The organism is Burkholderia sp. PU8-34, assembly GCF_053427725.1.
In genome coordinates this window covers 485,011-497,057 of sequence record NZ_JBSAXC010000002.1, presented here as the reverse complement: position 1 = coordinate 497,057, position 12,047 = coordinate 485,011, and the positions used below count along the sequence as shown (strand labels likewise).

Sequence of the window (12,047 nt, the reverse complement as noted above, 5' to 3'; positions counted from 1 at the left end):
TGGTCAGTTTTTCACGACGATCACACCCGACCAGCCGGGCAGATAGCGCGCATCCTGTTCGTGCGCACGCTTCATTGCGGCATCGAGCGCCTTGTCGAAGTTCTTGCGGATCTGGTCGAGCGTCACGTGCTGCCGCAGGTAGTCTGCCCACAGGAATTCGCTGAACGGCGTCGCGTCCTTCGCATAGCCGCCTGCGGTGCGCAGCTCGCCCGCGAGGCTGCGGTACGGATCGTCCTCGAGCCCCGTGAGCCCCGTCGGCAGATGCGCATAATCGCGGCGCGCGCCGTCCGGGCCGAACGGATGCACCCACTGGTTGTGCTCCATCATCCGCCAGAAGATCGTCTCGTCGAGCCAGGACAGATCCTTCAGCAGCATCGCCTTCACGCTCTTCTCCCCTTCCTCCATCAGCGCGAGGCCGAGATGGTGGTGATCGGTGATGAAGTGATGCCCGCCAGGGCCGACGACGGCGGGAAACCAGTGCGAATCGATCGCCGCCTTGCGCTCGCGCTTGCCGAGCGTCTTCCAGTGCTTGCGCTTCGCCTTCACTTCGCGATAGCCGACCGTCATCTGCGTCGGACGCAGCGCTTCGAGCTTGACGGGAATGAGATGAACATCGCGGCCGAGTGTCATGGTCGTACCCTATGTAACGAAATTCCGGCAACGATACTCCGGATCGCGCGCGCCGTTAATACCACGCATCCCTCGGCTGCTCCGGTTTGACGATTTCTGACGGCCGCACGCGCGCCTGTGCCGGACCGCGCCGTTCCCCCCGCTCTTCCCGCTCTTCCCGCTCGGTGCGCCAGGAGCGCTACACGCGCAGGTCGTTGCGCTCGAGCCGGTGGCGCACGTACGGAATGCCGTCCCGCACGACGCCGACGCGCCGCATCCCGAGCTTGCGCGCGACATTCAGCGAACCGGCGTTGGCCGCCGCGATGTCGGCGATCACGCGCGGCAGGCGCACGGTGTCGAACGCGTGGCGCACGACGGCCGCTGCGGCTTCGCTCGCGATGCCGCGCCCCCACGCCGTCCGCACGAGCCGCCAGCCGATCTCGACGTCGTGTGCGCCGCCGGCGTAGTCGGGAATCAGCAGCACCCAGCCAACGAACGTGCCGGGTGCCGCTTTCTCGAAAATCGACCAGTAGCCGAGCCCCGGTGGATAGTCGCGCGTGATCCGGTGCTCGACGAAGCGGCGATGCTCGACGGGGTCATGCCACGGGCCGGCGATATGCCGCGTAACGTCGGGATCGCGATCCATCGCGAGACACGCGTCGAGATGGGCGAGCACGCGCGGGCGCAACTGCAGACGGGCGGTCTCGAGCGCGGGCAGCGCAGGAAGCGCGGCGGCGGGACGTGCAGTCATCCGGACTCCTGATTCGGTGCGCTCACGCGCGATCACATTACAAAAACAATACACCGGGCCTTCCGGCGCACGACAGACAGCCGAAGCCTGCATGCGCGGCGCATGCGCGTTTCGCTTCCGGCAACAATGCATTTCGTAGGGATTATTCCCGATTCGACCGTATCGCGGGCCACATCACGCATTGCCGCGACCTACACTCGTTGAATGCCCCCGCGCCGCGCGCCTGCCGGGCGGCACGCGCACGCGAACCGTGAGGGCGCACGCCAACGAGGAGACCTCGGCCATGAGCTGGACCCCCGAGCAACGCAACGTCACGATCGCCGCCTACCTCGGCTGGACGCTCGATGCGTTCGATTTTTTCCTGATGGTCTTCGTGCTGAAGGACATTGCGGCCGAATTCAATTCGACCATTCCGGCCGTCGCGTTCGCGCTCACGCTGACGCTCGCGATGCGTCCGCTGGGCGCGCTGATCTTCGGCCGGCTCGCCGACCGCTACGGCCGCCGGCCGACGCTGATGGTCAACATCGCGTGCTATTCGCTGATCGAGCTGGCGTCGGGCTTCGCACCGAGCCTCACGTCGCTGCTCGTGCTGCGCGCCCTCTTCGGCGTCGCGATGGGCGGCGAATGGGGCGTCGGCTCCGCGCTGACGATGGAAACCGTGCCGACCCACTCGCGCGGCGTCGTGTCCGGCCTGCTGCAGGCCGGCTATCCGAGCGGCTATCTGGTCGCGTCGATCGTGTTCGGCGTGCTGTACCAGTACATCGGCTGGCGCGGGATGTTCATGGTCGGCGTGCTGCCCGCGCTGCTCGTGCTGTACGTGCGCGCGAAGGTGCCCGAATCGCCGGCGTGGACGCAGATGGAGAAACGGGCGCGGCCGAGCCTCGTCACCACGCTGCAGAACAACTGGAAGCTCGCCATCTACGCGGTCGTGCTGATGACCGCGTTCAACTTCTTCTCGCACGGCACGCAGGATCTGTATCCGACCTTCCTGCGCGAACAGCATCACTTCGAACCGCATACGGTGTCGTGGATCACGATCGTGCTCAATATCGGCGCGATCGTCGGCGGCCTCGCGTTCGGCACGATCTCGGAGAAGATCGGCCGCCGCCGCGCGATCTTCATCGCCGCGCTGATCGCGCTGCCGGTGCTGCCGCTGTGGGCGTTCTCGAGCGGCCCGCTGCTGCTGGCCGCGGGCGCGTTCCTGATGCAGATCTCGGTACAGGGCGCGTGGGGGATCATTCCAGTACACCTGAACGAGATCTCGCCCGACGAGATCCGCGCAACCTTCCCCGGCTTCGTCTACCAGCTCGGCAACCTGCTCGCGTCCGGCAACGCGACGATGCAGGCGTCGCTCGCGGTGTCGCACGGCAACGACTACAGCCTCGCGCTCGCGCTCGTGTGCGGCACCGTCGCGGTCGTGATCGCGATCCTGATCCTGTTCAGCCCGGAGCGGCGCGGCATCGACATGACGCAATCCGTCAATACGCGTAGCAGCGTCGGCTGAGCGCGCCGGTTGATGCAGCGCATCATGCCGTGCGGCCCGACCCTCCGGGGCCGCGCGGCAATCTTTCCGCGTTTGCACATCGGTCTAGAGGTTTCTGTCCAGATTCAACGCTTGCCCGCTCGGCCTGCGCTTTTTTATCTTAAGAAAAACGGTTGTTTGAATTACAAATTTGAATCGATTGTTCGCGGCCGGGCGACCGGCATGGGAGGCGGAACATGGCAGTGGGTCAGGTGGGGCGGCCATCCGTTGGGCGGCCGGCCGGCAGCCGGCAAGCCGGCGGGACGAAAGCGCGCATTCTCGACGCAGCCGAAGACCTGTTCATCGAACACGGCTTCGAAGCGATGTCGATGCGGCAGATCACATCGCGCGCGACGGTCAATCTCGCAGCGGTCAACTATCACTTCGGCAGCAAGGAAGCGCTGATCCACGCGATGCTGTCGCGACGGCTCGACCAGCTCAACCAGGAGCGCCTGCTGATCCTCGACCGCTTCGACGCGCAGATCGGCACGCACGTCACCTGCGAGCACGTGCTCGGCGCGATGTTCATCCCGGCGCTGAAGGCGTCGCGCGACCCCGAGCGCGGCGGCCGTGCGTTCCTGCGGCTGATCGGCCGCGCGTACACCGATCCGTCGCCGTTCGTGCGCAACTTCCTGACCGCGCACTACGCGAGTGTCGCGGGCCGCTTCTTCGACGCGTTCCAGCGCGCGCTGCCGAGCCTGCCGCGCACCGAACTCGGCTGGCGGCTGCACTTCGCGATCGGCGCGCTGTCCGGCGCGCTCGCGGGCGCCGAGACCGAGAGCCTGATCGACGAATTCTCGCAGGGCCGCACGATGAACGACGTGCAGATGATCGCGCGGCTGTCGTCGCTGATCGTCGCCGCGCTGAAGGCGCCGATGCCCGACAGCGCGCAGCTGGCGATCTTCGCGGCAGTGCTCGACGATGCGGGCGCGCGCGATGTGGTGAACGATCTGGCCGCTGCACCGGACGATTCCCCGGCCGATGCGTCAACCGATATACCCGCCGACGACACGACGCTGCATCACGCGAACTGACCGTCCCGCGCGCAGCGGCGCCCCGTGCGGCGCGTCGCGCTGCGCCATCAAAATTCGACTCGAGATTCAGGAGACAACCATGTCCGCTTCCGCAGCACCCGCCGCGGCGCAGGTGCCGCCGAACACCGACGGCATCTGGTACGCGTCCTACCCGCCCGGCGTACCGCGCGAGATCGACGTCACGCAGTACGCGTCGCTCGTTCAATTCTTCGACGAATGCACGACGCAGTTCGCGGACCGCGTCGCGTACGTGAGCGCCGGCGCGTCGATGACCTATCGCACGCTCGCGCAAAAGGTCGCGGCCTTCGCGTCGTACCTGCAGGGCATCGGCGTGAAGCCCGGCGACCGCGTCGCGATCATGCTGCCGAACACGTTCCAGTATCCGGTCGCGCTGTTCGGCACGCTGAAGGCCGGCGCGATCGTCGTCAACGTGAACCCGCTCTACACGGTGCGCGAACTCGCGCATCAACTGAAGGACAGCGGCGCGCAGACGATCGTCGTGTTCGAGAACTTCGCCCGCACGCTGCAGGACGCGCTGCCGGAAACGCAGGTGAAGAACGTCGTCGTCACCGCGCTCGGCGATCTGCTTGCCGATGGTTTCAATGCCAAGGGCCGGCTCATCAACTTCGTGCTGAAGCACGTGAAGAAGCTCGTCCCCGCGTACCACCTGCCGCAGGCCGTGCAACTGCGCTCGGCGCTCGCGCTCGGCGCGCGCGGCAAGCCGCAGCCCGTCGCGCTCACGCGCGACGACCTCGCGTTCCTGCAATACACGGGCGGCACGACGGGCGTCGCAAAAGGCGCGATGCTCACGCACGGCAACCTGATCGCGAACCTGCTGCAGGCAAAGGCGTGGATCGCCGACCAGGTTTCCGGCGACATCGAGACGGTGCTTACGCCGCTGCCGCTCTATCACATCTATTCGCTGACCGTGAACGCGTTCATCTTCATGGGGCTCGGCGGGCGCAACATCCTGATCGCGAACCCGCGCGACACGAAGATGGTGATGAAGATCATCCGTCATGAAACCTTCACCGGCATCACCGGCATCAACACGCTGTACAACGCATTCCTCGACAACGAGGAATTCCGCAGCCGCGATTTCTCGAAGCTCAAGCTCGCGATGGCGGGCGGCATGGCGATGCAGCGCGCGGTCGCCGAACGCTTCCAGCAGGTGACGGGCCGGCCGGTCGTCGAAGGTTACGGGTTGACCGAATGCTCGCCGATCGTCACGATGAACCCCGTGAACCTGCAGGACATGGCCGCGTTCAGCGGTTCGATCGGCCTGCCCGCGCCGTCGACCGTCGTGCGCTTCCGGCGCGAGGACGGCACGTGGGCCGGCATCGGCGAGGCGGGCGAGCTGTGCGTGCATGGCCCGCAGGTGATGCGCGGCTACTGGCAGCGCCCTGACGAAACCGCGAAGGTGATCGACGCCGATGGCTGGCTCGGCACCGGCGACATCGGCGTGATGGACGAACACGGCTTCGTGCGCCTGATCGACCGCAAGAAGGACATGATCCTCGTGTCGGGCTTCAACGTGTATCCGAACGAGATCGAGGAAGTGCTCGTCATGCATCCGGGCATCAGCGAGGCTGCGGCGATCGGCATTCCGGACGACGTGCAGGGCGAGCGGATCAAGGTGTTCGTCGTGCGACGCGACCCGTCGCTCACGGTCGACGACGTGCTCGCGCATTGCCGCAAGAACCTGACCGGCTACAAGATGCCGAAGTTCGTCGAGTTTCGCGACGCGCTGCCGCAGACCAACGTCGGCAAGATCCTGCGCCGCGCGCTGCGCGACGAGGAAATCGCCAAACGCAAGCCGGCGTCGCACGGCTGAATCCATCGCACCGGGAGACGCACTCGATGAACGAAGGAACGAAGCGGCCGCTGCGCCGGCATGCGGCTGCCGCGGCCATCGCCGGCGTGCTCGCGCTGGCCCAGGCGGCCGCGCACGCGCAGGAGGCCGCGCACGCGCAGGAGGCCGCCGCAGCGGCGAGCGCTGCGGCAGACGCCGCGCCGCTGCCGGCCGACCTCGCGAAGGTGGCCCGCGAGAGCGCCGCGCAGCAGGCGCGCTGGCTGCGCACCGCCGCGCAGCAAGGCGCGCTCGCGAAGCTCGACGACGCGACGCTCACCGCACTGTTCAAGGCGCTCGATCCGCTCGCCGTGCCCGAGTACATCCGCATCGGGCCGATCGGCTATCCGTCGTATCAGTTCACGATGCGGCGCCAGGAACGCATCAGCGGGAAGTGGCCGGACACGCCCGACCACATGCTCGTCAAGACCACGCGGGGTCCGCTCAAGGTCTACGCGAAATGGCTGCCGGACGGCGCGCACGCCGGCCAGGAAATCATCTACGACTCGACTTTGCGCAAGGACGAGATGGTTGGCCATCTCGGCGGGCTGCTCGGCAAGGTGCCGCTGTGGACGGCCATCGACGGCGCGCTCGCACGTGCGCAATCGAATCACCAGGTGAAGGATCTCGGCACCGAGTTCATCGCGAACCTTTACCTGACCGAAGGGAAGAAATACCGCGAAGCGGGCGTCGAGCGGCCGACCCAGGTGGAAGCGAAGACAGTCGACGGAGTGCGGGTCGTCGCCCTCACCTACGAGACGCCGACCGGCCGGCCGCAGTTCTACGCGAAGAAGGAAACCCTGGGACTCGACCTGCACGCGCCCTATTTCCGGACCGTCGAATCGTATGACAACGACGGACGGATCTTCGAACGCATTGTCATCGAGAAGATCGCGCCGGCGGCGCTCGACGACACCGCGTTCGATCCGAAGAATCCGGACTACAAGTTCTGATGCACGCCGGCGGCACGCGTTTCGCGATGCCGCCGGGTGAATGCGTTACTCATGCGTCACTCAATCGTCGTCGTCGTCGTGATGCTTGTGCCAATGCTTGTAGTAGTGCCTGCGCCACTTGCGATAGTGCTCGTCGTCGTCATCGCCTTCGTAGCCGTATCCGTAGCCCGGGTAGGCTACCACCGCCGGCTGCGGCGCCACATAGACCGGTGCCGGTTCGGCATAGACCGGCGCGACCGGCAAGCCGATGCCGACCGCGACGTCGACGTGTCCCGCCATCGCACTGCCGGAAGCCAGCAACGCCGCACCCCCGACCCACACTGCCATTCGCCACTTGTTCATGTTTTCGATCTCTGATGAGCCGGCTCCGCCGACGCGCGCGACGACTGTAATCGAGCGGCGCGACGGCAGGTGCAACGGCGCTGCGAGAATCGTAACGCGACGTAACAACGACGACTGGCCGGCGGCTGGCCGTTTGGCCGGATCGCCGAAACGCGCGGAACCGTCTATAGTGGGTTACGGTTCGACACAATCACGACCGCACGCAGCGGGATCGAACAAGGTAAAATCCCGCACAAACATCCTGTGGATTCGACGCCACACACACGCACAACATATTTTCTGACGCAGGCTCCTGCCGCATCTCAATGGCCAATCCCGCAGAATCCCATCCGCAAAACGACTTCATCAATTCCGCGCGCAAGGAACGTAAGCGCGTTGAAATCTATCTCGTCAACGGCATCCGCCTGACGGGTTGCATCGAGTCGTTCGACCAGTATCTGGTGATGCTGCGCACCCCCGTGGGTCTGCAAGGCATCTACAAGCGTGCGATTTCCACGATCCAGCTCGACACGGGCGGCTCGCGCCCGGGCGGCGGCGGTCCGCGCGGCCCGCGCACCGGCGGCGGCGGCCGTCCTGGCGGACGTGAAGGCGGCGGCCATAGCCCGTACGGCTCGCATGGCGGCTCCCGCGAATCGCGCGGCGACAGTTACGGGTCGCGCGAGCCGCGTGAAGGCTACGCACCGCGCGAGCCGCGCGAAGGCTACGGCGCACCGCGCGAACCCCGCGAAGGCTACGCGCCGCGCGAGCCCCGCGAAGGTTACGGCGCGCCGCGCGAACCCCGCGAAGGCTACGCGCCGCGCGAGCCCCGCGAAGGTTACGGCGCGCCGCGCGATACCGGCGACCAGCCGGCCTCTTCCGCTTCGTCGGAACCGCGCAGCAGCAACGGGCCGGTGATCGTCACCCGGCGCCGGCGAATCGTGCCGGACGGCCAATAAAGCAAAAGGGCAAGCCCGTGGGCTTGCCCTTTTTTCTGTGGCCCTCTGTCCCTGACCCGTGCCGTACGCCGGCCGCGGCGCGGCATGTCGCCACACACGCAGGGCCGGTACCGATCAGCGCACGCCCGACAACCCGGCGTCGGCTTCGCGCTGCAGCGAACGCACCTGCTGCTGCAACGCGCGCAATTGCGACTGCAGTTCCGCCTGCTGCGCCTGCAGTGCCGCGGTTTCGCTGCGCACCGTCTTCTGACGGTCCGCCACGGCCGCCTGCTGCTCACGCGCGATCGAAATATCCGCCTGCAGGCGCCGCGCCCGCTCCTGCGTCGCATCGATCTGACGATCCATCTGCGCCTTCTGCGATTCCAGCCGCGCCGCGCGCAATTCGTTCACCGCAAGACGCTCGGCCTGGCGCGAGAAATCCCGGTAGATCGCTTCAGCACGCGTCTCGTCGTAGGATTTGATCACGCGCCAGAATGCCTTCTGCTGAAACAGCGCGACGAAATACGCACCGTCCTTGACGTTGAACAGGAGGCTCGCGCCGTAGCTGCCGTTGTAGCTGGTGCGCATTTCCGTCAGCGCGTGCGCCTGGATCTGGCGCTGCAGTTCGTCGACCGTGCTCGGGCCGGTCGTGTCGCCCGCCTGCATCTGCGTCGGTGCCTGAGAATCAAGTGACGGGATCGCGACGACGGGCACCGACGCCTGCTGCACCGCTGCCGATGGATCTCCAGCCAACCCTTGCGCGTACGCGCCCTGCATGCCTCCCAACATGACGAGCATCACGCATGCCCGCCCCAACCCCGTAATCTGGTTCATGTAATGTGATTCCTGCACCGAGTCGTTGTAATTCTGCGCGCCATTATCTCATTTATTACTCGCTATCGCGGGTCTCGGGCTCCTCGTCGAAGATCTGGTATTTGCGCATTTTTTCCCACAGCACCTTGCGGCTGATGCCGAGCTGCTGGGCGGTGTCCTGACGGCGCCAGCCGTTCGCGTCGAGTGCGGCGATCACTCGGCTGCGTTCGCCCATGTCCCACTTGCTGCGGTCGACGAAGACTTCGGCCGCGCTCTCCGCCGGCACCGGCTGCGCGGCGCTGCGCGCATGCGCGACCAGCCGCTGCAGCCGCGCGGCATCCCAGCCGCCGGTCTGGCGCACCGTCACGCCGACGCGCTCGGCCAGGTTGCGCAGTTCGCGCACGTTGCCGGGGAAATAGCTGTCGGCGACGGCATCCGCGAGCCAGTACGGCAGGTCCGGAAGCTGCGCGAGCTTCTCGTCGCCGACGACCTGCGCGACGAACGACTTGAACAGCGCGATCTTGTCGACCGCGCCGCGCTCCTCGAGCGATGGAATGCTCAGCTCGATCACCGCGAGCCGGTAGTAGAGATCGGCGCGGAACTGACCGTCCTTGACGAGCTGCGGCAGCTTCTTGTTGCTCGCCGCGACGAGCCGGAAATCCACCTTGACCGGCGACGTCGCGCCGACCCGAAGCACCGCACCGTCCTCGAGCACGCGCAGCAGCTTGACCTGCTGGTAGAGCGGCAGGTCGCCAACCTCGTCGAGGAACAGCGTGCCGCCGGCGGCCTGTTCGAAGTAGCCTTTATGCGCAACAACCGCACCGGTGAACGATCCTTTCGCATGCCCGAAGAACAGCGACTCGAACAGGCCATCCGGAATCGCGCCGCAGTTGACCGGCACGAATTCGCCGAGCCGGTAGCGCAAGTGCTTCTCGTGGAGCAGTTGCGCGATGCGCTCCTTGCCGACGCCGGTTTCGCCATGCAGCAGCACATTGGTGTCGCAGTCGGCGAACGTGTCGACTTCGTGAAGCAGCGCCTGCATTGCTTCCGAATGCGCGACGAGCTCGGACGGACGCAGCGTCTCCGCGGCGTGCGCGCGCAGTTGCGTGACGAGCTTGCCGACCATCCCGCGCAGTTCCGCGCAGGTGAAATCGAGCGGCAGGATATGCGAATACTCGGGCGGATACTGCGACGAATCGTGATCGCGCGCGGCGCCGACCCACACGACCGGCATGCCGATGTTGGCCTGCCAGTCGCGCAGGAACGCGGCGCCGCTTTCGATCATCGTCACGCTGATGATCGCGAGCGACGGACGCAGTGCGGCGCGTTCGGGCGAGATTTCCGCGTTGTCGGCGCGGATCACTTCGACGTCGAAGCTCGCCATGCACCGGGCAACGCGGTCGACGATGTCCGCCTTGCCTTCCCAGACGTACAGGTCGAGCTCTTCGAATGCGGGCGTGGTTCTCATCGGATTGATCTGACTTTTCTAATTACTTACCGTTTGCGCGACACCGCAGGTCAGCGCCTGATTGTGCACCGTCGCGACACCGATCTGGGCCCCGAGCAGATTCAGCAGCGGAACGATGATCTGGTCGAGGCCGGAAAGCAAGGGGGACAGCGCATTCGTCAGCACGGTGATGAGCGGACTCAGCATGGTGCCAAGCGAAACGGAGGTCCCGCCGATATACAACGCGAGTCCGTTCGTCGAGGCGAGACCGTTCGCCACGCCTGACAATGCATTTGTCAGCACCGAACCGACAGCGTTGGAATTCGTGGTTTGGTAGTCGTCCGAATCGCCGGTCACGCCATTGAAAGTCAGCATCGGAGAATTGCTGGCCGGAACGACCGCAGGCAACGCAACGTTCGCCTTCACCTGAATGGGCGTGCCAAGCAGCGTCGCCGAGAGAATCGTTGCCGGAACGTTACAGCTGAACGGTTGCTGGGCGTTCATGTTGGGCGGCGTGTCGCCGATGCAAAGATTGGCGACGCCCGTCTGCACACCGACAACCGCACGGCTTGCGGCCTGGGCCGGCGCGCAATTTGTCGATACCAGCCACGCGGTGCCGGGGGCGACCTCGAGATAGATCGGCAGATGGACGTCCGCGCTGACGATTTGGTTAAGCAAGCTGTTCAACCAACCCAATCCGAGCAAGTTCAAGATCGTGATTTGCGTCGTCCCCAGATCGGCATTCAGAAACAGTCTGATTTGTGCCGTGGTGGCCTGCGTGCGCCACGTGCCTGTGGTGGGGTCGATGCCGCCTTCGCCGACCGCAAGCGCCGGCGGCTTGATGATCTGCACCTGCAACGTCGTCGTCCCGATCCCGAGATTCACGCCGGCATTGATATTGACTGCCGGCTGCCCTACGGCTGCCACTTCTGCCGCGACCATCAACGCATCGAGCAGCGTGATATGCGCATCGGCCGCCGCCTGCTTGTTTGCGAGCCCCACCGCCAGCACGCCGGGCGTCGAGCCGCTGCTCAATACATTCACCGTCGTCGTGCCCACCGCGACTTTCGCAATCGCATTCAATGCGCTCGTCGCGACACCCGCGTTCACGTTGGCCACCTGCGTGCGCGACAGCGCGTTGACCAGCAACTGCGCGAACCCGCCTGCCGTCACCGAAACGTTCGCGAGTTGATCGACCGTCCCGACCTTGGCCGCGGCGACGAGATCCTTCAACTGGACCTGCGTCGTCGCGAGCCCTTGGTACGACAGCGCCGTCAGGTTGAGATTCGCCCCGAGCAGCGCACCGAGCAGGTTGTTCACGAGGCCGCCTTGCAGCGATGCGAGCGACGTCCCGATCGTGAACGCATCGGGATTGACCTCCTTCCCGATCGACGTCGCGGTGACGGTGCGCTTCGGCCCGAGGAAAAAGAACGGCACGGGCTTCGACAGCGTGACCTGCACCGCATTGAGCTGGCTCGCTGCGCTGCCGAAATACGGCGGATTCGGAAAGGCCGCGATATCCCATCGGCCGCAGACGATCGACATCGAATTGCCCGTTGCCTGCGGGTTGAACCCGTTCGCCGTCGCATTCTGCGTCGCCGTGGTGGTCGGCTGCGCGCACTGGTCGTCCATGCGTTGTGCGCCAGCCAGCGCAGCCATGTCCGCGATTCGCTGCAGGTCGCGGCGCTGAAAGAAAAGATTGCCGATATCGACCGCACCCAGCACCACCACCGCCAGGAGCACCCACACGGCCGCCAGAAGCGCCACGGTGCCGCGCTGGCGGTCCATCCGCCGATGGTGGCGCCGACGGGCA

At 65.9% G+C, this 12,047-nt stretch carries 11 protein-coding genes; 5 read left to right on the top strand and 6 right to left on the bottom strand.

What is annotated here, in order from left to right; genetic code table 11:
- Positions 1–3 precede the first annotated feature (3 nt).
- Entirely contained in the window at positions 4–630 is a 627-nt protein-coding gene (locus ACV22Z_RS06910; protein ID WP_448075568.1) for a ParB-like protein, read from the bottom strand.
- Between the two features lie 178 nt (positions 631–808).
- On the bottom strand, positions 809–1,360 hold the full coding sequence (locus ACV22Z_RS06905; protein WP_448075567.1) for a GNAT family N-acetyltransferase: 552 nt from the start codon (positions 1,358–1,360) through the stop codon (positions 809–811).
- A gap of 283 nt (positions 1,361–1,643) precedes the next feature.
- Between ACV22Z_RS06905 and ACV22Z_RS06900 the strand changes: the two genes are divergently transcribed.
- The 4 genes from ACV22Z_RS06900 (at position 1,644) to ACV22Z_RS06885 (ending at position 6,718) form a co-directional block, all read left to right on the top strand.
- Positions 1,644–2,864 carry an MFS transporter gene (locus ACV22Z_RS06900; protein ID WP_448075566.1) on the top strand — a complete coding sequence of 407 codons (1,221 nt, stop codon included), beginning with the start codon at positions 1,644–1,646 and terminating at the stop codon, positions 2,862–2,864.
- Between the two features lie 215 nt (positions 2,865–3,079).
- Positions 3,080–3,916 carry a TetR/AcrR family transcriptional regulator gene (locus tag ACV22Z_RS06895; RefSeq protein ID WP_448075565.1) on the top strand — a complete coding sequence of 279 codons (837 nt, stop codon included), beginning with the start codon at positions 3,080–3,082 and terminating at the stop codon, positions 3,914–3,916.
- 79 nt (positions 3,917–3,995) lie between these two features.
- The gene (locus ACV22Z_RS06890) at positions 3,996–5,750 is read left to right on the top strand and encodes an AMP-binding protein (RefSeq protein WP_448075564.1); all 1,755 of its coding nucleotides are present in this window, start codon (positions 3,996–3,998) and stop codon (positions 5,748–5,750) included.
- A 26-nt stretch (positions 5,751–5,776) separates the two neighbouring features.
- Positions 5,777–6,718: a DUF1571 domain-containing protein gene (locus ACV22Z_RS06885; protein ID WP_448075563.1), complete on the top strand. Its 942-nt coding sequence runs from the start codon at positions 5,777–5,779 to the stop codon at positions 6,716–6,718.
- Positions 6,719–6,778: 60 nt separating this feature from the next.
- Here ACV22Z_RS06885 and ACV22Z_RS06880 read toward each other — a convergent pair whose 3' ends face one another.
- Positions 6,779–7,060, bottom strand: coding sequence for a hypothetical protein (locus ACV22Z_RS06880; RefSeq protein WP_448075562.1), 282 nt, complete (start codon positions 7,058–7,060; stop codon positions 6,779–6,781).
- A gap of 305 nt (positions 7,061–7,365) precedes the next feature.
- Between ACV22Z_RS06880 and hfq the strand changes: the two genes are divergently transcribed.
- Entirely contained in the window at positions 7,366–7,995 is a 630-nt protein-coding gene (gene hfq, locus ACV22Z_RS06875; protein ID WP_448075561.1) for an RNA chaperone Hfq, read from the top strand.
- 114 nt (positions 7,996–8,109) lie between these two features.
- Here hfq and ACV22Z_RS06870 read toward each other — a convergent pair whose 3' ends face one another.
- From ACV22Z_RS06870 to ACV22Z_RS06860, 3 genes are read right to left on the bottom strand one after another with little or no spacing between them, the layout of a single operon-like run.
- On the bottom strand, positions 8,110–8,808 hold the full coding sequence (locus ACV22Z_RS06870; RefSeq protein ID WP_448075560.1) for a DUF2968 domain-containing protein: 699 nt from the start codon (positions 8,806–8,808) through the stop codon (positions 8,110–8,112).
- A 55-nt stretch (positions 8,809–8,863) separates the two neighbouring features.
- Complete coding sequence (locus ACV22Z_RS06865) at positions 8,864–10,255, bottom strand: sigma 54-interacting transcriptional regulator (RefSeq protein WP_448075559.1); 1,392 nt, start codon at positions 10,253–10,255, stop codon at positions 8,864–8,866.
- A gap of 18 nt (positions 10,256–10,273) precedes the next feature.
- Positions 10,274–12,022, bottom strand: a complete 1,749-nt coding sequence (locus ACV22Z_RS06860; protein ID WP_448075558.1) for a TadG family pilus assembly protein — start codon at positions 12,020–12,022, stop codon at positions 10,274–10,276.
- Between the last annotated feature and the right edge of the window lie 25 nt (positions 12,023–12,047).

What these genes read in the sequence shown, in the direction of transcription:
- ACV22Z_RS06880 (WP_448075562.1), bottom strand. Translation starts at nt 7,060, where the DNA reads ATGAACAAGTGGCGAATGGCAGTGTGGGTCGGGGGTGCGGCGTTGCTG.
- ACV22Z_RS06860 (WP_448075558.1), bottom strand. Translation starts at nt 12,022, where the DNA reads ATGGACCGCCAGCGCGGCACCGTGGCGCTTCTGGCGGCCGTGTGGGTG.
- ACV22Z_RS06910 (WP_448075568.1), bottom strand. Translation starts at nt 630, where the DNA reads ATGACACTCGGCCGCGATGTTCATCTCATTCCCGTCAAGCTCGAAGCG.
- ACV22Z_RS06870 (WP_448075560.1), bottom strand. Translation starts at nt 8,808, where the DNA reads ATGAACCAGATTACGGGGTTGGGGCGGGCATGCGTGATGCTCGTCATG.
- ACV22Z_RS06905 (WP_448075567.1), bottom strand. Translation starts at nt 1,360, where the DNA reads ATGACTGCACGTCCCGCCGCCGCGCTTCCTGCGCTGCCCGCGCTCGAG.
- ACV22Z_RS06885 (WP_448075563.1), top strand. Translation starts at nt 5,777, where the DNA reads ATGAACGAAGGAACGAAGCGGCCGCTGCGCCGGCATGCGGCTGCCGCG.
- ACV22Z_RS06865 (WP_448075559.1), bottom strand. Translation starts at nt 10,255, where the DNA reads ATGAGAACCACGCCCGCATTCGAAGAGCTCGACCTGTACGTCTGGGAA.
- ACV22Z_RS06900 (WP_448075566.1), top strand. Translation starts at nt 1,644, where the DNA reads ATGAGCTGGACCCCCGAGCAACGCAACGTCACGATCGCCGCCTACCTC.
- ACV22Z_RS06895 (WP_448075565.1), top strand. Translation starts at nt 3,080, where the DNA reads ATGGCAGTGGGTCAGGTGGGGCGGCCATCCGTTGGGCGGCCGGCCGGC.
- hfq (WP_448075561.1), top strand. Translation starts at nt 7,366, where the DNA reads ATGGCCAATCCCGCAGAATCCCATCCGCAAAACGACTTCATCAATTCC.
- ACV22Z_RS06890 (WP_448075564.1), top strand. Translation starts at nt 3,996, where the DNA reads ATGTCCGCTTCCGCAGCACCCGCCGCGGCGCAGGTGCCGCCGAACACC.